This is a genomic window from Psychrobacter sp. NPDC078409 (genome assembly GCF_050268505.1).
GTDB lineage: Bacteria > Pseudomonadota > Gammaproteobacteria > Pseudomonadales > Moraxellaceae > Psychrobacter.
On record NZ_JBNNGW010000002.1, the window covers coordinates 450,230 to 470,862 of the forward strand.

The 20,633-nt window shown below is 43.5% G+C and carries 14 protein-coding genes, 2 tRNA genes and 1 other RNA gene; 11 read left to right on the forward strand and 6 right to left on the reverse strand.

The features are described 5' to 3' along the window. Nucleotides 1–152 precede the first annotated feature (152 nt). From ACQKC9_RS04920 to ACQKC9_RS04935, 4 genes are all read left to right on the forward strand, one after another. Nucleotides 153–1,802 carry a sodium:solute symporter family protein gene (locus tag ACQKC9_RS04920; RefSeq protein ID WP_427620941.1) on the forward strand — a complete coding sequence of 550 codons (1,650 nt, stop codon included), beginning with the start codon at nt 153–155 and terminating at the stop codon, nt 1,800–1,802. An 84-nt stretch (nt 1,803–1,886) separates the two neighbouring features. Then, the gene (locus tag ACQKC9_RS04925; protein WP_427620733.1) at nt 1,887–2,021 is read left to right on the forward strand and encodes a putative transporter small subunit; all 135 of its coding nucleotides are present in this window, start codon (nt 1,887–1,889) and stop codon (nt 2,019–2,021) included. A gap of 181 nt (nt 2,022–2,202) precedes the next feature. Then, nucleotides 2,203–2,276, forward strand: a tRNA-Cys gene (locus tag ACQKC9_RS04930). A 124-nt stretch (nt 2,277–2,400) separates the two neighbouring features. Then, nucleotides 2,401–2,487 (forward strand) — tRNA-Leu (locus ACQKC9_RS04935). A 281-nt stretch (nt 2,488–2,768) separates the two neighbouring features. Here the strand turns inward: ACQKC9_RS04935 and ACQKC9_RS04940 are convergent. The 3 genes from ACQKC9_RS04940 to ACQKC9_RS04950 all read right to left on the reverse strand — a co-directional run bounded on the left by ACQKC9_RS04940 (nt 2,769) and on the right by ACQKC9_RS04950 (nt 5,805). Then, nucleotides 2,769–4,397 (reverse strand): long-chain-fatty-acid--CoA ligase, encoded by a 1,629-nt coding sequence (locus ACQKC9_RS04940; protein WP_427620735.1) that lies wholly within the window; start codon nt 4,395–4,397, stop codon nt 2,769–2,771. 292 nt (nt 4,398–4,689) lie between these two features. Continuing rightward, nucleotides 4,690–5,048, reverse strand: a transfer-messenger RNA (tmRNA) gene (gene ssrA / locus ACQKC9_RS04945). A gap of 85 nt (nt 5,049–5,133) precedes the next feature. After that, on the reverse strand, nt 5,134–5,805 hold the full coding sequence (locus ACQKC9_RS04950) for an alpha/beta hydrolase (RefSeq protein ID WP_347161908.1): 672 nt from the start codon (nt 5,803–5,805) through the stop codon (nt 5,134–5,136). A 445-nt stretch (nt 5,806–6,250) separates the two neighbouring features. Here ACQKC9_RS04950 and ACQKC9_RS04955 point away from each other — a divergent pair, with 445 nt between their 5' ends. The 4 genes from ACQKC9_RS04955 (at nt 6,251) to ACQKC9_RS04970 (ending at nt 10,867) form a co-directional block, all read left to right on the forward strand. Beyond that, nucleotides 6,251–7,621: a glycerophosphodiester phosphodiesterase family protein gene (locus tag ACQKC9_RS04955; protein WP_427620736.1), complete on the forward strand. Its 1,371-nt coding sequence runs from the start codon at nt 6,251–6,253 to the stop codon at nt 7,619–7,621. A 232-nt stretch (nt 7,622–7,853) separates the two neighbouring features. Next, complete coding sequence (locus tag ACQKC9_RS04960; protein ID WP_427620738.1) at nt 7,854–8,633, forward strand: response regulator; 780 nt, start codon at nt 7,854–7,856, stop codon at nt 8,631–8,633. A gap of 16 nt (nt 8,634–8,649) precedes the next feature. Beyond that, entirely contained in the window at nt 8,650–10,431 is a 1,782-nt protein-coding gene (gene creC / locus ACQKC9_RS04965; protein ID WP_427620739.1) for a two-component system sensor histidine kinase CreC, read from the forward strand. A gap of 235 nt (nt 10,432–10,666) precedes the next feature. Next, on the forward strand, nt 10,667–10,867 hold the full coding sequence (locus tag ACQKC9_RS04970; RefSeq protein ID WP_427620740.1) for a hypothetical protein: 201 nt from the start codon (nt 10,667–10,669) through the stop codon (nt 10,865–10,867). A gap of 134 nt (nt 10,868–11,001) precedes the next feature. On the opposite strand, the gene aroC is transcribed toward ACQKC9_RS04970, so the two are convergent. Together aroC and prmB are read right to left on the reverse strand one after the other, a co-directional pair. Next, nucleotides 11,002–12,105, reverse strand: coding sequence for a chorismate synthase (gene aroC / locus ACQKC9_RS04975; protein WP_427620742.1), 1,104 nt, complete (start codon nt 12,103–12,105; stop codon nt 11,002–11,004). A gap of 145 nt (nt 12,106–12,250) precedes the next feature. Then, the gene (gene prmB / locus ACQKC9_RS04980; protein ID WP_427610952.1) at nt 12,251–13,423 is read right to left on the reverse strand and encodes a 50S ribosomal protein L3 N(5)-glutamine methyltransferase; all 1,173 of its coding nucleotides are present in this window, start codon (nt 13,421–13,423) and stop codon (nt 12,251–12,253) included. Nucleotides 13,424–13,763: 340 nt separating this feature from the next. Between prmB and ACQKC9_RS04985 the strand changes: the two genes are divergently transcribed. Beyond that, on the forward strand, nt 13,764–15,167 hold the full coding sequence (locus ACQKC9_RS04985) for a L,D-transpeptidase family protein (protein ID WP_427620744.1): 1,404 nt from the start codon (nt 13,764–13,766) through the stop codon (nt 15,165–15,167). Nucleotides 15,168–15,310: 143 nt separating this feature from the next. On the opposite strand, the gene ACQKC9_RS04990 is transcribed toward ACQKC9_RS04985, so the two are convergent. After that, complete coding sequence (locus ACQKC9_RS04990; protein WP_057759250.1) at nt 15,311–15,523, reverse strand: hypothetical protein; 213 nt, start codon at nt 15,521–15,523, stop codon at nt 15,311–15,313. Between the two features lie 276 nt (nt 15,524–15,799). Between ACQKC9_RS04990 and ACQKC9_RS04995 the strand changes: the two genes are divergently transcribed. Together ACQKC9_RS04995 and alaS are read left to right on the forward strand one after the other, a co-directional pair. Further along, on the forward strand, nt 15,800–17,539 hold the full coding sequence (locus ACQKC9_RS04995; RefSeq protein WP_427620745.1) for a TIGR00341 family protein: 1,740 nt from the start codon (nt 15,800–15,802) through the stop codon (nt 17,537–17,539). 154 nt (nt 17,540–17,693) lie between these two features. Beyond that, on the forward strand, nt 17,694–20,366 hold the full coding sequence (alaS, locus tag ACQKC9_RS05000; protein WP_427620746.1) for an alanine--tRNA ligase: 2,673 nt from the start codon (nt 17,694–17,696) through the stop codon (nt 20,364–20,366). Nucleotides 20,367–20,633: the final 267 nt, after the last annotated feature.

Genomic DNA, 20,633 nt, shown 5'->3' on the forward strand with positions numbered 1-20,633 from the left:
GTTGGTATTTTCGCTATTTATATTAGCCACATACGTTCGGTATGAGGGCTGTGTAAGCTGTGCTGTATTCCTAATGGTTTGGTATCTTTCATTTTTACTGAACTTTATTCATCAACTAACAATTGCGAGGTCTGAGTTTGAAAACTGAGTCATTGTTCCAATTTTCATCATTAACGATTATTTTATTATTATTAGCATTTTATGGCGGCACCTATTTACTGTCCTTATTAATCAAAAAAGATAAAGAAACAACTTCTGGGTTTATGGTCGCAGGTCACGGTGTTGGATTTGGTATGGGTGCAGCCAGTATGACCGCCACTTGGATTTGGGCCGCCTCATTTTATGCTGCGGCTACCTCTGGCTATAAATACGGCGTCTCAGGGCCGATACATTATGGCTTTTGGGGTGCATTGATGATTTTATTCATCTACCCTTTCGGTATGCGCTTTCGTGAATTGGCGCCAGACGGTCATACACTAGGTGAACTGATTCATGCCCGCCACGGTTCATCAAGCCAATTAATCTTAGCCATATCCAATATTATGGGCAGTTTAATTAGCTTGATGGTCAACTTTACCGCTGCTGGAGCATTGGTGTCAGTTTTATCACCACTATCGTTCCAAACAGGGGTAATGATCGCAGGTATCGGTGTACTGAGTTACACATTGACATCAGGGTTTCGAGCGTCCGTTTTTACCGATTTTGCCCAATTGGTCGCTCTAATGGCCATTGGTATTGTTATTATCCCCGCCGTGTTATTTGCTATGGGTGGTCCTGAGGTCATGGTTAGCGGACTATCAAACCTGACATTAGAGCAGCAGAACTTCTTCTCCTCTGAGGCATTCTTTCAACAAGGTGCACCTTATTTTGTCGCTGTATTAGCATATGCTATCGGTAACCAAACCATCACTCAGCGCCTATTTGCGATCGATAAAACCAAAATTAAAGCAACGTTTATCACTGCCACAGTCGGCTACGCTGGTATCGTCATTGGCCTTGGGATGATTGGACTAATGGCTGTGACGATTGGCGTCGAGCCACTCGATGGCAATATGAACAACCTTATCCCTCAAATGGTCAGTACTTATCTGCACCCTGTCTTTATCGCCTTATTCTTTATTTTAGTGATTGGGTCATTGTCCTCAACCGCTGACTCAGATTTATCAGCGCTATCAACTATTATGATGGCCGATGTCTACGGTAAAAACATCGCCAAAAAAGGCCATGTTAAACCTAAAACCATGATGCTAATTGGTCGTGGCACGATGATTGTTGCGACAGCAGCTGGACTAATTTTTGCGAGCTTTAAACTTGATATTCTCGTCATGCTAGTGTTCGTTGGGGCACTATGGGGCGCTATCGTCTTCCCTGTCATCGCCAGTGTGTTTTGGAATCGCGTCACCAATACTGCCTTTACCTCAGCCGTTATCGTCGGACTACTCTTATTTTGCGTTGCCCGTTTCGAATTACTTCCAATCACTGGTGTCACCGCCCTATTCTTTGAAATACTGGCCAGTGTTGGTGCAGCAGTCGTTATTGGTCTAATGGTCTTTGGGTTCTTAGGTCGTAAGATTGGCATGGTCGCCGCAGTTATTACGCTTGTGTTGATGCTTATCTTCGCTACTGGCTTCTTGCGTCAATATATGGTCCTACTAGCCTCTTTAACAGCTTACGGCGCTAGTACCGTCGTCTGTGTGATTATCAGCCTGATGGGAGACGAACACTTCGACTTCGACTTAATTAAGCAGCGTGTGGGCAATTACGACAAAAAATCGGAAATACCATCGTTACTTAAATATTAAACCAAAGTCGCTTTATCCGAGTACCGATTAGTCAGGAGTATTTGGCTAATCGCTATTTACTTAGCAATATTATAAGGAGATATCATGGACAACGTTTTTATCTACGGCTTATATATCTTAATTTGGCCTGCCATTACTCTTGGCGTACTCGTATTAATTTGCACGGCCACTTATCGTGATGTGAGAAGTGCTAAACGTGACAATAGAGATATTGTTTAGCGTACTATATTTTAAACAATCATCATTAAACGTTGGTTTACTGACGGCTTGAAAAAGCCTATTAATAGTATAAATGTCCTGAAATTGGGGCTAAATATAGACAAGATAGTAAATAAGCTGTTTTTAATTAAGAAAGGACTTGTAATTTACTATATTTTTGCTAATATAGGCGACCTTGATTGGCTGGATGGCAGAGTGGTCATGCAGCGGACTGCAACTCCGTTAACGCCGGTTCGATTCCGACTCCAGCCTCCAATTATTTATTAACTTTACGTTAATTTTGGCTTGCATTATTATCACAACCGATTATAATAGCGACCACTTATCTAGTAACTAGATGGTCTATCAGCTAGTTTACATTTTAGATAAAACAAGTTTTGCCCGGGTGGTGAAATTGGTAGACACAAGGGATTTAAAATCCCTCGCTAGCAATAGCGTGCCGGTTCAAGTCCGGCTCCGGGTACCATTACATAGTCCTATACTATCTTATAGAACAGCTAAAGCCCCTGATATCAGGGGCTTTGTTGTATCTGGCGTTCTATACTGTCCTACTTTATCTATCCCAATCCATGCATCTGATGTACATGAATCTCTTAATGCTCGTTTACAATAATAATGACAAGCGATATAGATGACGAGCATTTCAACTACTCTATTCACCTATACCACTATTCTTAGAGAAATCTGACTAGACTACACACTTGGTTTTGCAAGTGGCATTGTCAATCTTCTCTTTTAACAGCTAAATCAGCTATCCAACAATACATTGCCATAGTCATCACGCAGATCTTTTTTGACCATTTTCCCAGCGCCATTTAGGACGATATTATCTACAAATATGACTTTATCTGGCACTTGCCAGCTGGCGATCTTACCTTCGTAAAAGCTCAGTACTTGCGACTCATCGATTTCTGAATCTGGTTCTTTCACCACAATCAATACTGGACGTTCGCTCCATTTTTTATGCTTTGCAGCAATAGCGGCCGCCATTCTTATCTGCGGATGGGCGACTGCGATGTTTTCCAGCTCTACTGACGATATCCATTCTCCACCAGATTTGATCAAATCTTTTGAGCGGTCTCGAATATTCATATAGCCATCAGCATCAATGGTTGCAATATCCCCTGTGTCGAACCAGCCGTCTTCAGTTATCGCATCAGGGTTCTCGGTATAATAATCGTTGATGATCCAATGCCCTTTGATCTGTAAACGACCTTGAGACATACCATCTTCTTCGACTCGCTGTAGCGGCTCGTCAGTATCTATGAGACGTAGCTGAACACCATAGGGCGGACGACCTTGAGAATTACGCAACTCATTAATCTCATCTTTACTCAGCGATTTATGCTTGGCTTTTATTTGATTCATTGTTCCAAGTGGGCTGGTTTCTGTCATACCCCAACCATGCACCGCATCGCAGTTAAAGTCTTCTCTAAACGTTTTGATTACCGATGGTGGACATGCGGCCCCTCCGACAATAGTACGCGTCATGCTATCAAGCTTACTACCTCTGGCTTTGGCAGCGGTCAATAGACTTTGCCAAATTGTTGGAACCCCTAGAGCAACTGTGACATGATAATCATCAATGAGAGATACTAGGCTGTCACCATCGAGATTTGGACCAGGAAGTATGAGAGAGCAACCAGTCAAGGCAGCCGCATAAGGTGTGCCCCACGCATTGACATGGAACATCGGTACTACGGGTAACAAAACATCTTGTGCAGAGAGCGCGGAGACATCAGGCATGCACAATGCCATCGCATGTAGCACAGAAGAGCGATGCGTATATAAAATCCCTTTAGGGTTACCGGTAGTTCCGGATGTGTAGCATAAAGAGCTGGCTGTTGCTTCATCGAATTGAGGCCAGTCAAAGTCAGTCGAGTTTTCTGCTAATAGCTCATCAAAGAACAGTACATTAGGCAGTTTTTCTACGATACTATCATCTCGATCACCGAGACAAATGAAGTGTTCAACACCTTTGATATGCTCTTTGATTGCCATAATTAGCGGTAGGAAAGTAGTATCAAAAAACAGTACTCGATCATCAGCGTCATTGATAATGTAGCTAAGCTGCTCAGGGAACAAACGTGGATTGATAGTATGGCAAACCATGCCACTACCTGAAATCGCATACCAAGCTTCTAAGTGCCGACGATTATTCCAAGCCAAAGTTGCTATGCGTTCTGATGATTTAAGTCCCAGTGCAGCCAACGCATTGGCCAATCGTTTTGAGTTATCTGAGACAGTGCGCCAATTGGTATGAGTCATCTGTCCATCGACTTCTTTGGACAAAACCGCCGTATCACCATGATAACGGGCAGCGTGTTCGATTAGACCACTGATCAGCAATGGCTGATACATCATTTTTCCTAACATAATACATTCCCTGTAGTTATTTGAAAGTCCGCTTATTCTCGCTACTGCATCGCCTGATGCGAAGAATAGGCTTCAACTAAGAATAATCAGAATTATTCTGTAAGACAAGTTAATATTATGTTCTCCATAGACAACAAAAAATTGTGATTCAACTCCAAAGACTTGATGATTACTCTATATAAATATTTTTTATATTCTCATAAAAAGTTTGTCAGCATCATGACTCGTTTAATTAACCATAAAATTTAGACAAAAAAAATCCGACCACCTAAGTGATCGGATTTTTAATGTTTGGTGGAGATGGCGGGAGTTGAACCCGCGTCCGCCAGCATTACGCTCATGAATCTACATGTTTAGTTTCTGTCTTTAGTTTTAATCCGCACCGATCCGACAGTCAGGATGGATTGGACGATTCTCTACTTTTGAACCCAAGCAATTGAGACAATCACTTGTGGCGAGCCTACATGCGGACGCTTCAACTTAGTTAACCAACTGTAGGTGATCAGCAACTAAGTAAGCAGGGTTTAAGCTGCTAGAGCGTAAGTTTCGTCGTTTGCGACTATAACAATATATGTTTGATTAACGAGAGGACATACACTCTCGACATGCATCATTGAGTTTCATCACCAGCGTCGAAGCCAGAACATCCCCAATAAGACTGGCTATTATATAGGAGATATCGGTTATGTTTCAACCTATAAGTAGCCTGCATTACATTACGTTACAGCTTAATAGATTATGCCAAAACAGTGTTTAACCATTTACCGATATTTTGGATCTGCGGCATACAGACCTGATGCGCCATCGGATACGTATTGTAGGACACATTATAGTCCTTTGCTGACAGTAACTGCTGTGCTTGCTCACCTAGGATGACAGGCACAACTGGGTCATGCGAGCCATGCTCAATCAAAATCGGCATGTCTTTATTGGCAGCACTATATTCAATATTGTCGTTGGTTGCTAAGTACGTAGAGAGCGTCATCAAACCAGCCAAACGCTTTGGATAGCCAAGTGCTACATGGTACGCAACTGCCCCGCCCTGAGAAAACCCTGCGATGACGATATGCTCTGGTAACACGCCGCGCTCTATCTCACGACTGATCAAATCTTGTATCTGCTGAGCAGATTCTTCAATCTGAGTCACATCTACTTTACGCTCCAGACTCATCTCTATGATGTCGTACCATGCTGGCATCACCATACCGCCATTTACCGTAACTGGGCGTTTAGGTGCATGTGGGAAGATAAAACGTACTGCCATATCATCAGCCAACCCAAGCTGCGGTACCACTGGCTCAAAATCATGACCGCTAGCACCTAAACCGTGAAGCCAAATCACTGCGCGATCTATCTTTTTTTGAGAGGGATTGTGCTCAACGACGACTGCATCTAAATAGTTACTCATAGTTATCCTTAATAATGTAGTGAGATATGCCTTAAGCATTTCTATATTTTTGCCAAAATAACGTGTGTGTCATTATATGGTCAATATCATCTGTTAGTTTGAGAGTATGGTCAATAGTGAGGCACTAAACGGACAATAGCAAAAATAAGAACAGTATAAGAAGACACGTATGATTTTACGACCGATAAGCTCAATACTATCAAGTTTAAATACTGTCAAGCTCAAATACTATCAGCTGCCTATTCTTTAGTACATGTGCCTACAATTGTATCCGCATTAATGCCAAGTTCTTACAAGGCCAATTTCCTACAAAACTAAGTTCTTACAAGAATGCATGACCTTTAGTTTCTTTTAGCAAGTAGCAACTAATAGTCAAACGTTAATTTTTCAATTCCTATCCATACGTCCGATGGGATTTTTTTATAATTTTGCAGGAACATTTTACATGACAATTTCTAATAAATCAGCGCTTGAGCTGAGTAAGCACACGCTGGCTAAGGTTAATAAGATTAATTTCGCCTTACCTTTAACGCTGATCAGCTCATTATTGATAGTAGGCTGCACTACCGATAGCCGCTCAACGCTCACATCAAAAGCCCCTTTATCGACAGCGCAACCGCAATCACAGCCACAATCGCCCTCATCTATCGCATATACCTATGGAGTGCGTCCGTTTTATTTGATAAATGATATGGACGAGGGACCACTAAAAGAAGAGCTACAGGCATGCCGAGGGCAACTGCCAAGTAAGACAGATTTCTCTATTGCGCATCGAGGTGCGCCGTTACAGCTGCCTGAACATACTTATGATAGCTACGTGGCATCAGCACAAATGGGTGCTGGCATCTTGGAATGTGATGTCGCTTTTACCAACGATGGTGAGCTTGTCTGTCGTCATGCCCAAAATGATTTGCACACCACTACTAATATATTAGCCACACCGCTCGCCAAACAATGCACTGTGCCGCCCATATTGGACGCTACAGGCAAACTTACCAATGCTGATAGTATCGAATGCCGTACCTCAGATATCAGTGCCGCTCAGTTTAAAACCTTGACGGGTAAGATGGATGCTGCCAATAAAAAAGCAACCAGTATTAGCGAGTATATGAACGCAACCGCGCCTTGGCGAACGGATTTGTACTCGCAAAACGGCAAAGTTTTAACTCTAAAAGAGCATATCGCATTGGCTCGTAAGCTAGGTATGAAGCACACGCCTGAGTTAAAAGCACCCGCCGTGACCATGCCGTTTAATGGCTATCGTTTGGACGATTACCGTCAACAGCTGATCGATACTTATAAGGCAGCGGATGTGCCTGCAAGTGATGTATTTGCCCAGTCATTTAATATAGAAGATCTTGATTACTGGATCAAAAACGAACCAGCTTATGGGGCTAATGCCGTCTATCTAATCGATGACAGTAATGAGACCGCTAAGGACAAAACATTTGATAAAAATGACGCAACCACTTGGAAGCACTCATTGGCTGATATCAAAGCACGTGGCATTAACACCATTGCTCCAGCACTTTGGTTGCTAGTCACTACTGATGGTAAGGGAAATATGCAACCATCAGAATACGCAAAACAAGCCAAAGCCAATGGTCTAAAAATCATTACTTGGTCGATAGAGCGTTCAGGACCATTAACCGATGGTGGCGATTGGTACTATAGTGGTCTTGGTAATGCTATCAACAATGATGGTGATATGATGAATTATATTGACGTACTAGCGCAAGACGTCGGTGTCCAAGGTATTTTCTCAGATTGGCCCTCTACAGTGAGCTACTATGCCAACTGCAAAGGTCTTAAGTAGGTTTTCGCTTAGTCTATTAATAGACAGTCATGCTTAATTTTCGTTACCAAGGCCAGCTTATTTATTGAGCTGGCCTTTTTGTTGAATGTATTAAAATAATTACATCGCACACTGTCTACTGAGCACCTTACTTTTCCATTAACTTTTCACACCATTTGACTCGTGGCAGCAAGAGCAGTCTGCTCTTTTGTGCTACGATAATTTACTAAGCTTATAAAACGATGTAGAGACTATGACCCATATTTTACTGGTAGAAGATGATCCTGCGATCGCGATGTCGCTTAAGGTTACTTGCAAGCGCGAAGGCTGGCAGATAACTTGGTTGGATAATGCCAGTAGCGTGCTGCCGATGCTGCATAGTCATGAAGCACAAGATCTATCGGCGATCATTATGGATGTCGGTCTGCCAGATGGTGACGGCTTGAGCCTATGTCAACAAATACGTCATACACCTGATATCGACGCCTTAAAAGATTTGCCTATCGTGTTTTTGACCGCGCGTAGCGATGAGGTCGATCGGATTTTGGGATTAGAGATGGGCGGTGATGATTACTGTGCTAAGCCTTTTAGTCCACGTGAGTTGGTCGCACGCCTAAAAGCCATTTGGCGCCGTGAACAGCTGATTCAGCAATCAAGCTCTCATACCATAGACTCAGATAACAGTACTGATAATACTTCCTCAAATAATCTATCAGGACAAGCACTAACGTTTGAAAATCAATCTGGCGTTTGGCATTATCAACCGCTCAACTATTCATTAACGTGGCAAGAGCAAAAGCTTGAGCTTAGTAATACAGAACGCAAAATTTTGCTAACTTTATTGAAAGCACCGCATCAAGTCTTTAGCCGTGAGCAATTACTTAGCGCAGTAAGCGACTATCCTGATCACCGCTTGGCGCGAACTATAGACAGCCATATCAAATCAATTCGTAAACAGCTCGCTATGGTAGATGCTAATGTCGATGTCATCCATACACATCGTGGACTGGGTTATGCACTATGTCCCGCTTAACAGTGGCTGCTAGTTTATGAATAATAAAACCAATCCTACTGAAAATGATATTCATAACGACCAAAGCAATTGGTATGCCAAATTGCACCCCATTGGTACTGCTCAGCAAGCTCCTAAACGCAAACGACTGCTCAATTTAAGTATATTTTTTAGGATTTGGCTAGCCGTTGCGTTAGTGCTCGTCATATGCGGCGTGGTCGTGTTTACTCAATTGTTTGGCTACGTCAAGCCAACCGCGCAGCAAGTCATCGAAGACACGCTCCTAGACACCAGTAAATTACTCGCGGCCAGTCTACAGGTGCCGTTATCTACAGGACAGTTATATGACGAGGACTATCAAGCGCAACTTGATGCTGCATTTGTCGGCATTCCAACGATAGATGAAACGCTCAGTCCTGTCGATCAAACCAAAAGCTACAGTAGCTTTCGTGTATATGTGACAGACAGTAGCGGCATAGTCATTTACGACTCCCTGCCCAAACCTGATAATAATGAAGGGCAGAACTATGGACGCTGGAATGATGTCTATCTCACCTTAAAGGGACAATACGGCGCAAGAAGCACACTGCGAGACTATCAGCGACGCGATGGTTCAGTCATGTATGTGGCACAACCCATCAAAAATCCATCTGGAGATATCATCGGTGTGGTCAGTGTCGGTAAGCCTGTCGCTAGCGTATTGCCTTATTTAGATGACACGCGTAACCGCATGCTTATCACCGCACTACTTATCAGTATCGCCGCCCTTATACTGGCAGGTCTAGTAGCATGGTGGCTTAAGCAAAGTATTACCTTAGTGACTCAATATACCAGTGCATTGGCAGAAGACACCAAAAAGCCCTATTTCTATCTAGGTCATGAATTAAATAGCCTGACAGATACCATCGAGACTATGAAGCATCGACTCGAAAATCGAGCTTATGTCACTGATTATGTCCATACTTTGACCCACGAGCTAAAAAGCCCTTTGACTGCCATACGTGCCAGTAGTGAGCTGTTAGAGGACGATGGACTAGATGGCAATAAACTAGATGATGAAGATCGGCAGATGCTCATTGAGACGGTTGGTGAGCAAAGTGTAAAAATGCAACAGCTCATCGACCGACTTCTGTTGCTTGCTAAAGTAGAACAGCCTACCTTTAAACTTAACCGACAATTGACTCCCCTATTACCGCTTTTGCAAAGTCTGATCAGAGATAATACAGCCAAGCAGCAACAGCAGAATCTATACCCTATTGATATACATATTGATAATAAGAATGTGAACAATACTGCAAACTTGCCAGCAGAAATACTGGCAGCGACCAGTGTGTATGCTGACCAATTTTGGTTAATACAGGTACTGCAAAATGTGCTTGATAATGCCATTCATTTTGCTGATAACACTGTTGAGATTTCATTGCATAGCACTGCTCGGACCGTCACTATCGATATATTCAATGATGGTAAGCTACTACCCGAATATGCTGTCGCAAAAGCCTTTGAGCGTTACTTTAGCTTGTCTCATCAAAGCCAATCATCATCTCAAGCAACGGAACAAACAACGAATTACACAGATAGCAATGACCTAAATATAGAGTCGGCAGATCCGACGACTGAGCCGAGGCAAACTAACCATAGTAGTAATACGCTCAAGAAAGGCACGGGCCTTGGACTCACCTTAGTAAAGCAAGTGATTGAACATCATGGTGGTCAGGTAGCCATCAATAATATCCATGCCAATGATAATAAAGCTACTGATACTAGTAAAAACCAGCGTTCTGGTGTGATGGTTAGTATCACCCTGCCCTTAGCTTGAGAATAATAACTTATAGTCGATTCAATTTAAGAGTAGTACAAGGCAACCGAGTGCAGATGTATATGTGATACTTCAAGCGAGGTTAACGCTGTAATACTTTTATAGTGGAATGACTATATAATAGTTCATCAACTTTCCATCATGACTACACAGGATTTCTACTTCTTTATTTTACGATAGCACTAGGATCTGTTGAACCGTCAAATTCGTAAAGTAAATTAGGAGTAGAAAGTCTATGTCACATCAATCAATTAATAACCCTGTTATAAATAACCTAATCGGCCTTAGCCGTCATCACTGTACACAGGCATTATCAAACCAAGGCGTCGATAGTATTGAGTTTGGTCATTGGCTAGCAATTCCTAGTCAGCGGTTGTTATTGGTATTCCGACATCAGCAGTGTGTGGCTATTGATGAGTATCAACTGGCAGCCTAATATCCTGTTCGCTCAACACATTAACTGTATTTAGGTAATAACTGTATTTTATTTGGACATAAAAAAGCCCTTTATCATTTCTAGTATTAAACTACTGGAAACAACAAAGGGCTGATTACTCTATGACAAAAATACTAAGTAATCGACTGTACTGGCGGCTTCACATCCGCGTTTTGACCGCGATGACGCAGATAGTGATCGAGCACTACAATCGCTAGCATCGCCTCTGCAATGGGCGTAGCACGCACACCAACGCAAGGATCATGACGACCTTTGGTGAGCATATCGACTGCTTCACCTTGAGTGTTAATACTCTTGCCAGCGGTGGTAATGCTAGACGTTGGTTTTAAAGCAATACTCACACGGATATCTTGGCCTGATGAGATACCGCCCAAAACACCACCAGCATGGTTGGCTGCAAACCCATCTGGCGTCAGCTCATCACGAGCACTATGTCCGAATTGACCTGCCACCGCCATCCCATCACCAATCTCGACGCCTTTCACCGCATTGATACTCATCATAGCATGAGCGATATCAGCATCTAAACGATCAAACACTGGCTCGCCTAAGCCTACTGGCACACCGCTAGCGATGATATCAAGGCGCGCGCCACAGCTAGTGCCTTCTCGGCGCAAATTATCAATCAAGGTTTCAAAACGGCCAATCGCTTCTTTGTCTGCACAAAAGAACGGATTACTGTTTACAAACTCCCAGTCAATTTGGCTTGGGTCTAAGACATTACTATGCTCATTGCCGATTTGAGTCACGTGACCACGAATTTGTACGCCCAGACGTTCTTGCAAGTATTTCTTGGCGATAGCACCAGCCGCCACTCGCATGGCCGTTTCACGCGCTGAAGAACGACCACCACCACGATAGTCACGGAAGCCATATTTCATACTATAAGTATAGTCAGCGTGTCCAGGACGGAAAGTGTCTTTGATATCGCTATAGTCTTTGGATTTTTGATTGGTATTGCGAATCAATAAACCGATAGACGTACCTGTGGTTTTGCCTTCAAATACGCCAGAGATAATCTCAACTTCATCAGATTCACGGCGCTGGGTTGAATACTTAGAGGTACCCGGTTTGCGACGATCCAAATCTACTTGTAGGTCGTCTGCAGATAATGTTAAACCTGGTGGTACGCCATCAACGATGGCCATAAGGCCTGGCCCATGCGACTCACCGCAGGTGGTGACTGTAAAAACCTGCCCAATACTATTGCCTGCCATAACTGTCCTTAAACAAGTAAACGCTACTGATGACTATGTGACCAATCACTCATGGTTATTGCTTGTGTTGCTTATAATGAGTGATTGTAGTTGTTGCTTATAGTTTCGGCTCATGAAGCCGACGTCTATTTAACCTAATATCTGTCTATTGAAGGCTATCTAATAGCTGAACATAAGAGGCAAACAATTGACGGTTTGAAATTAGCTCATCATAGGTAATCGCAAAGACACCATGCCCGCCATGTGCAAACTTCAACCAATCAAATTGGATTTCAGGATAGGCTTGTTTTAGGGCCCATTCGCTGTCACCTACTTCACAGATCAGCAAACCATCTGGGCTAAGGTAATCTGGCGCTTCAAATAAGATACGATGTACCAAATCTAAGCCGTCTTGGCCAGCTGCAAGTGCATGCTCAGGCTCATATAAAAACTCAGGCGGCAAATCTGCCATGATAGCGGCGTCTACGTACGGTGGATTGGTGACGATAAGCTCATACTGGTTCTCAGCAGGTATCTTGGCAAACAAATCAGACTCGATTACGTTTACTTGATGGCCAAGATCATGATGATCGACATTGACCATTGCCACTTCTAATGCGCCTTTATCGATATCGACGGCATCGACCAACGCATCAACGAAACGGGTAGCAAGCGCGATTGCGATACAACCAGAGCCAGTACACAAGTCCAAGATACGCTCAGGCTGCGATAACTGCTTTACATCCAAGCCATGGTCATAAAATACCGCTGACTTTTCGTTCGGACTGATACCCAGTGGTTTGGCCAATTCGGTAACTTCAAAGTACGGATGGAACTGCTGACGAATCAACTCTGCAATCGGTGAGCGAGGAATAAGAACACGCTCATCAACATAAAAAGGCAGGTCGCAGAAATACGACAAGTTAATCAAATAACTTAGCGGCTTACGCTCAGCGATACGCTCTTCTAACAGTCCTAGTACCAACTGCTTCTCAGACGTGGTCAGACGACAGTCTAAAATCTGCTCATTGGCAGACCAATCGAGAGACAAAGAGTGCAAGACAATGGCTGACGCTTCTGCAAACTCATCGGTCGTGCCTTGTGCGACAACGACGTCGTAGTTACGCAGCTGCGTGACTGAAAAACGAATAAAGTCGCGAATACTGACGAGCTGCTCACGTGCTTCGTTTAGCTCTGCATGTAAGTTAGCAAATTCATCGTGCTCACCAAGAAGTCCAGTCTCTAAATCATACTCCATCTCACCGTCTAAGCCCTCAGACTCATCATTGAAGTATTGGTTTTGAAACTCTTCTGCACTCATTGTTTGGTCTTCTGACATATCGCACCTTGTGGATTAACTGCTAGCGGGTTAAATTGCTTTTTGCTAAAAATCGTTATATTAAATAAAATTCAGTCATACATTATAGACGTAAACCTCTAGTAGCGCCAATAACTGTCATTTTTACTTGCACAAAAAATAGTGCGAATAATGAACAGTTTGCGTAAGAATCGAGCACGACGCCATACACACCTTGGTTAAATTATTACCCAACTGTAGCGAATACGTCAGCAGTTGACGTTTGGCAAGTCTTAAATGCAAAAAGATGTGTCAAAAGTTTGCGATGCAATCAAATTATGCGCATAATAGCCGCATTAGTAGCAACCACAAGTGACTCAATATGATGAAAATAAAGCCAATTATTACTGCCATATCTATCGCAGCTGTAAGTGCTAGTGTAGCCGCACTTGCTGCACCTGCCGATAGTACTCGCACATTGCCAGTACGCACGGCTGACGCTATGCCAGGTCTTGCCAAAAAGGTCAGCCTTAATGTGCAAGAGAACCGTAGTCGCTCAGATGGCGCTGCTACTGTACAGTTAAATACAGAGAAAGCGAAACCAGTCGACAGCATGAACCAGCTTATCAATAATAAGCAAGAAGCCAACCAAAACGTGCCAGCCCCAGCTGCTGACAATATGAGCGCAGCAGAACTGACGCGTAAAGATGAGCAAGCTGACCGCAATGATGACATTAGTGAAGGTCAAGCCGTTGCTGCGCCTAGCGATCTATCATCTATCGACTCTTCTGATCCACTCGCTTTTGAGTTACCAGAGAGTGAGAAGCGTCAAGACTTTAGCGATGATCCGACCATCAAAAACATCGAAGACAAAGATGGTAAGAAGCACACAACGCTGAACTTGTCGAACTATGCTAAGCAAGTGAATGGTGCTGTCTGGTCACCTAATATGAAAGTCAACTCAGCGATGACGATCAAAATGCAGGCGCTGCTCGATTGGAACCATGCTTCTCCTGGTCCTATCGATGGCGGTTGGGGTATGAATAGCAAAAAAGCCCTTGTTAACTTCCAAACGATGAAAGGCTTGCCAGCGACTGGTAAAATGGACCAAAAAACTTGGGATGCTTTGGTTAAAAATATCCCTGCGAACAAACCTGTATTGGTCACTTATACGTTGACCGCAGACGATATCAATACCAATTTTGCGACTACCCCTTCTGGTTCAGAAGCGAAGTCAAAAATGAAGGGTCTTTATTATCAAGATATTAAAGAGATGCTAGGTGAACGTTTCCATATGGATGTACGTTACTTAGACAAACTCAACAAAAATAAAAAGTACGCTATTGGCGAGACTATCACAGTGCTAAATACTCGTGACAAGCTGAACCAACGTATCAATCGCGTAGTCGCTAATAAAGCCGACAAAACATTGTATGCTTATAATGGTGACAAATTGGTTGCTACTTATCCGACGACCGTTGGTAGCGATGCCACACCGTCTCCAAAAGGCACGTTCAAAATTATCAATAAAGTGAAGATGCCTTGGTATAAATCAACCGTTGGTGAAGGCGCTCAAAAGAAAGTTCATATGATAGCACCAGGACCAAACAACCCAGTCGGTGTCGTTTGGATGGGATTATCTAAGCCTTCTTACGGTTTACATGGCTCACCAGTACCTGAAGGTATCAGTCGTCAAGGCTCAGCAGGTTGTGTTCGTTTGACCAACTGGGATGTGTTAGAAGTTTATGCCAATATCGAAAATGGCGCAGTTGTCGAACTTCAATAAATAGAACCTTATTAGAACTAGCTTCGATGCTAGTTAGTAGATATTTTTAATGATAAAAAAGACCTCAATATTGAGGTCTTTTTTGTTTGCTGATGGGCGGTTCCACTCCACATCGATAATACTGCTTGTCTTTATGTTTTACTTTATGTCTTATAGCCTTCCTCATTCCCAGTAATACTGCCAATTTTTTTGGTAAAGAATAACCCTGCAGGTATCGAAGCTAGAACGCCCAATCCCACTGCTATTTGAATATGAAATATCTCATCGAACCCTGTAATGAGAGCACCAATCATAAAAAGTCCGATAGTCACGGTGGCTGTCATTGAGTATATGACAGAAAATAATGGCCAGTTCATAAGTTATTCCTTATCTTTATTGTGGATATAATATATTTAACCTTAATTCCACAAAAAAAGTAAGTATTTACCGTGAACCCTTGTAGCATCTATATTGAATGACTTTTGAATAAAAACCATGCTATTATTAAGGTTTTCGACTTAAACATAAGAAACATCAGTTCTTACTTCCATCTTCTTTCTACTCTTTTTTACAATTTTCAAGAATCCCCTATATCTTTATCTATTTATCATTACAATAATGACTTTCTTTCTCTACTAAGAACGCCATCTGCTATGTCCTCATCTGAAAAAAACACTGCGCCTAACTCAGTGGATCAAAATGATTTATCAGCCACTACTGACGCTTCTCACAATCAAGACGCGACAATTGACCCCGTAGTTGATGATGCCGCTGTAGACAGTGATGAAAGCGAAGACAATCAACACAAGCAATCGACTGATACAGATGGCGGAATAGACTCCGAAGTAGACACTGAATGTGCGCAGCCACCTGACGCCGAAATAACCATGGAAACCATCAGTGACGAGGTGGTCGTAGCAACATTGGAGTCGACAGAACCTGAGTCACAGTCAAATACTGAAGCGTCTGAGATTGCAGAGTCAGAGACTATAAAAGCGAAAGAAAAGTCCGATTTCTTCCAGTCGGATACGGCGGAAACAACAGAAAAAAGTGCTCAAAATGATAGTGATGCTGAAGTAACGGTAGAAGCAGAAGACGACTATGTTGATGACACAGACATCGCAGCACAGTCATCAGATAACAAAACAGCCAATCAACAACAGATAAAAAATGCATCTAGTCGCGATGACGGCAATCAAAATAATAACTCAGAAGATAAAAGCCAAAATAAAGACACCGATGTAGAAGATAGCGACGCTCAAAAGGCTCAAGATGAAAGTGACGAAGATGAGGTTCAAGAGGAAAAAGAAGCCAAGCTTGAGTCTTATAAGCAGTTTGTCGCCGAACAGTTTAGCAATCAAAAGGTAGATTACCCAGAAGTACGGGTTAGGATTGAGGCAAACGCGCTGCCTAGCAAGATGTACTTCATCATGAATATTTTGTCTGCCATCATTGCCAGTTATGGGCTAGTGACCAATTCAGCAGCCGTAGTCATCGGAGCCATGTTGGTTGCGATGATGCTAGGCCCTATCACGGGTATAGCGCTAGCAATTATCGATCACCGTATGCCCTTACTGCGTAAGTCGCTCTTTACCGTCATTATTGGTGTCTCATTGGTGGTATTGGTCGGCTTTATCGTTGGTTGGCTACATAAGGATCAACCGCTAACGGCAGAAATCCTATCTCGCACCCAGCCTACCTCCATGGATCTGATGATTGCTCTAGCAGGTGGTACGGCTGGCGCGTACGCGATGGTATCTCCGCATCTCTCGGTTGCGGTTGTCGGCGTTGCAGTTGCCACAGCCTTAGTACCACCACTGGCTGCTAGCGGTATCTTACTCGCTAATGGCGAGATGCAGCTTGGTCTTGGGGCGCTATTATTGGCAGCGACCAACATTCTTGCTATCCAGTTTACCAATGCGCTTGTCTTATGGGTCTTAGGGTTTCGTCGTTTGGTCGATGACGACTATAAATCCAATACCTATCTGACTTTTTTGCAGCGTAACGCGGTGACTTTATTACTACTTGGTGGCCTAGGTGCCTACTTAACCATCAACCTACAGACCAATGCCAAGCAGCAAGTATTTGAGAGTAGTGTCAAAGAAGCCATCAACAACTACTTTATCGACCAAGGTAATGTATTGACCAATACGCAGTTTGATACCTCAGAAGAGAACCAAGTGGTGCGAGCAATCGTGCGTGGAGAGACTTTGCCGAGTTCATACGATGTTCGCCAGATTGAAACGCTCATTACCAATGATATGGCAGAGAATTTCCCAGAGTACTTGCCAATTAAGCTTCAACTACGCTATTTGCCTGTGCAAGTAATCGAGTCCAATCCAACCACACAAGACAAATTGGATGAAACTGATGCGGCCATTTTGACCAATTAGCCTCAATACTCTATAAATTAGGCAATGACTAACACACGTATAATAACCTAGTAGTTATAACTCTTGTACCAAGAGCTTGGGCGTTTGTGCTAAAATCGCTTGCAAAATTATTTTATGTCATTTACTCAATTCTATCCGTCAGTAAGGAGCCGCTGTGAGCCAGCCATTTCGCTCAGCCGATATTCGCCAAGCCTTTATCGATTTTTTCATAAGCAAGCAGCACACCCAAGTTTCATCGTCTAGCTTGATTCCACATAATGATCCGACATTGCTATTTACCAATGCTGGTATGAATCAGTTTAAAGAGACCTTTTTGGGTATGGAACCACGTGACTATACACGTGCGGTAACCTCTCAAAAGTGCGTACGTGCTGGCGGCAAACATAATGATTTAGATAATGTCGGCTATACCGCACGTCATCATACTTTCTTTGAAATGCTTGGTAATTTCTCGTTTGGTGATTACTTTAAGCAAGCAGGCATCGAGTATATCTGGGAGTTTTTGACCTCAGATAAGTGGTTAGCGATTGATAAAAATCGTCTCTATGTGACTATTTATGAAACTGACGACGAAGCCTTTGAGATTTGGAATAAAAACATCGGCATTCCAAGTGAGCGCATCATTCGTATTGGTGATAACAAAGGTGCTCCTTACGCTTCTGATAACTTTTGGACAATGGGCGACACGGGTCCTTGTGGTCCTTGTACCGAAGTCTTTTATGACCACGGTGCCGATATCGAAGGCGGCCTGCCAGGTACGCCAGAAGAAGACGGCGATCGCTATATTGAGATTTGGAACTGTGTATTCATGCAGTTCAATCGTCAAAAGGACGGCACGCTATTGCCACTGCCAGCACCAAGTGTCGATACAGGCATGGGTCTTGAGCGTATTAGTGCCATCATGCAAGGCGTTCATGGCAACTACGAGATCGATTTGTTTGTCCATTTAATGGATGCAGCAGCTGAAATCCTAGAGATCAGCAACGAGCAACAATCATCATTGAAAGTCATCGCCGACCATATTCGTGCCGTGGCGTTTTTGATTGCTGATGGCGTCACGCCAAGTAATGAAGGTCGTGGCTATGTATTGCGCCGTGTCATTCGTCGTGCGGTACGTCATGGCAATAAGCTAGGCGCTGATAGTGAGTTCTTCTATAAGATGGTAGCGCCGCTTGTGGCTGAAATGGGCAGTGCCTATCCTGAGCTGAAAGACAAGCAGAGCGTCATCGAAAGTGCTATTCAAAAAGAAGAAGCACAGTTTGCTAAAACATTGGCCCAAGGCTTACGTTTACTTGCCAGCGAACTTGAAGGCTTACAAGATGGCGATACGCTATCTGGTGAAGCGGCATTTAAGCTTTATGATACCTATGGTTTCCCACTTGACTTGACCGCCGATATCACTCGTGAGCGTGGTATCTCTATTGATGAAGCAGAATTTGATGAGCATATGCAGGCACAACGTGAGCGTGCGCGTGATGCTGGCAAGTTTGACGTCGATTACAGCAGCGTTATCCAAGTAGAAACGCCAACGACATTTATCGGCTATGAGCAGCTTGAAGAAGACGGCGTGACTATTGACGCGCTTTATCAAGACGGCAACCCAGCAGACAGCTTAACAGAAGGCATGGAAGGCGTTGTGGTATTGGATCGCACCCCATTTTATGCTGAAGGTGGTGGTCAAGTTGGTGAGCTTGGTGAAATCCGTACGGCATCTGGCGTCTTTGAAGTGCAAGATACCAAAAAATCTGGTCAGGCGATTATCCATTATGGTGTCGTGACCATGGGTGATATCAGCACTAAGCAAACCGCTGAAGCGCAAGTACTGTCTAGCATTCGTGCAGCCAGTGCCAAAAACCACTCGGCCACTCACCTATTGCACGCAGCGCTAAGAGAAGTGCTAGGCGATGCGGTCACGCAAAAAGGCTCACTAGTCTCAAGCGAAGTGCTACGTTTTGACTTTGCTTACGATAAGCCTGTTAGCGCCGCTGAAATCATGCGTGTCGAACGTCTCGTTAATGAGCAAATTCAAGCCAACACCCCTGCCCGTATCGAGCACATGTCGATTGACGAAGCGATGAACCAAGGCGCTATGGCACTGTTTGGCGAAAAATACGGTAGTGACGTTCGAGTCCTAACCATGGGTACAGACCGTATCGTTGATGGTCAGCGCAAGCCTTTCTCTATCGAGCTATGCGGTGGCTTGCACGTACAGCGTACGGGCGATATTGGTGTGCTAAAAATCACCAGTGAGTCTGGTATTGCGGCTGGTATCCGCCGAGTTGAAGCTGTCACTGGCATGAACGCGGTCAAGAATATTCAGCAAAGCGAGCAACAACTGAGCGAATTGGCAAGTCAGCTGAAAGTAAAACGTCCTGAAGTGGCGCAACGTGTTCGTACTATGGCTGATAAGCAACGCGACCTAGAAAAACAACTAGAGCGCTTGCAGCAAAAAATCGCCAGTGCTCAAGCAGCCAATTTGCTTGATGATGTACAAACGATCGCAGGTACGCCAGTTCTTATCAGCACTTTAAGCGGTATCGATGGTAAATCCATCCGTACGCTAATGGACGACATCAAATCAAAACTGCCTGATAGCGTGATTGTATTGATTGGTGATAAAGATGACCAGTTAGCACTCGCAGCGAGCGTCGCAAAACCTGTCACTGCCAAAGTCAAAGCTGGTGATATTATTCGTCATTTGGCAGGTGAGCTTGGTGGTAAAGGTGGAGGTAAGCCTGACTACGCACAAGGAGGCGCACCGAAGTCTAGCAACAGTACATCGATTATCAGCGCTCTACCTGCTTGGATTGAAACCCAGCTTAGCTAAACTAGCGAATATTAAGCTAGTGAATATATTGGTATAGCGCATCACAATGTACCTTATATTTATCGCATAGCTTTACTCTACTACGCATAAAATACATGATTGGTTATAACTACTATAACCAATCGCCATACATCTAAGCGCTCCTGAGGCTTAAAGTTATGCGGTAGATATGGTATAAAGGTCAACGTTTGGGCATATTGTTCATTCCATAAGGTTGATATATACCATTAGAAGAATGAAAAACCTAAAGGCATAACTCTTATCATC

What these genes read in the sequence shown, in the direction of transcription:
- ACQKC9_RS04925 (WP_427620733.1), top strand. Translation starts at nt 1,887, where the DNA reads ATGGACAACGTTTTTATCTACGGCTTATATATCTTAATTTGGCCTGCC.
- ACQKC9_RS04940 (WP_427620735.1), bottom strand. Translation starts at nt 4,397, where the DNA reads ATGTTAGGAAAAATGATGTATCAGCCATTGCTGATCAGTGGTCTAATC.
- ACQKC9_RS04950 (WP_347161908.1), bottom strand. Translation starts at nt 5,805, where the DNA reads ATGAGTAACTATTTAGATGCAGTCGTCGTTGAGCACAATCCCTCTCAA.
- ACQKC9_RS04955 (WP_427620736.1), top strand. Translation starts at nt 6,251, where the DNA reads ATGACAATTTCTAATAAATCAGCGCTTGAGCTGAGTAAGCACACGCTG.
- ACQKC9_RS04960 (WP_427620738.1), top strand. Translation starts at nt 7,854, where the DNA reads ATGACCCATATTTTACTGGTAGAAGATGATCCTGCGATCGCGATGTCG.
- creC (WP_427620739.1), top strand. Translation starts at nt 8,650, where the DNA reads ATGAATAATAAAACCAATCCTACTGAAAATGATATTCATAACGACCAA.
- ACQKC9_RS04970 (WP_427620740.1), top strand. Translation starts at nt 10,667, where the DNA reads ATGTCACATCAATCAATTAATAACCCTGTTATAAATAACCTAATCGGC.
- aroC (WP_427620742.1), bottom strand. Translation starts at nt 12,105, where the DNA reads ATGGCAGGCAATAGTATTGGGCAGGTTTTTACAGTCACCACCTGCGGT.
- prmB (WP_427610952.1), bottom strand. Translation starts at nt 13,423, where the DNA reads ATGTCAGAAGACCAAACAATGAGTGCAGAAGAGTTTCAAAACCAATAC.
- ACQKC9_RS04985 (WP_427620744.1), top strand. Translation starts at nt 13,764, where the DNA reads ATGATGAAAATAAAGCCAATTATTACTGCCATATCTATCGCAGCTGTA.
- ACQKC9_RS04990 (WP_057759250.1), bottom strand. Translation starts at nt 15,523, where the DNA reads ATGAACTGGCCATTATTTTCTGTCATATACTCAATGACAGCCACCGTG.
- ACQKC9_RS04995 (WP_427620745.1), top strand. Translation starts at nt 15,800, where the DNA reads ATGTCCTCATCTGAAAAAAACACTGCGCCTAACTCAGTGGATCAAAAT.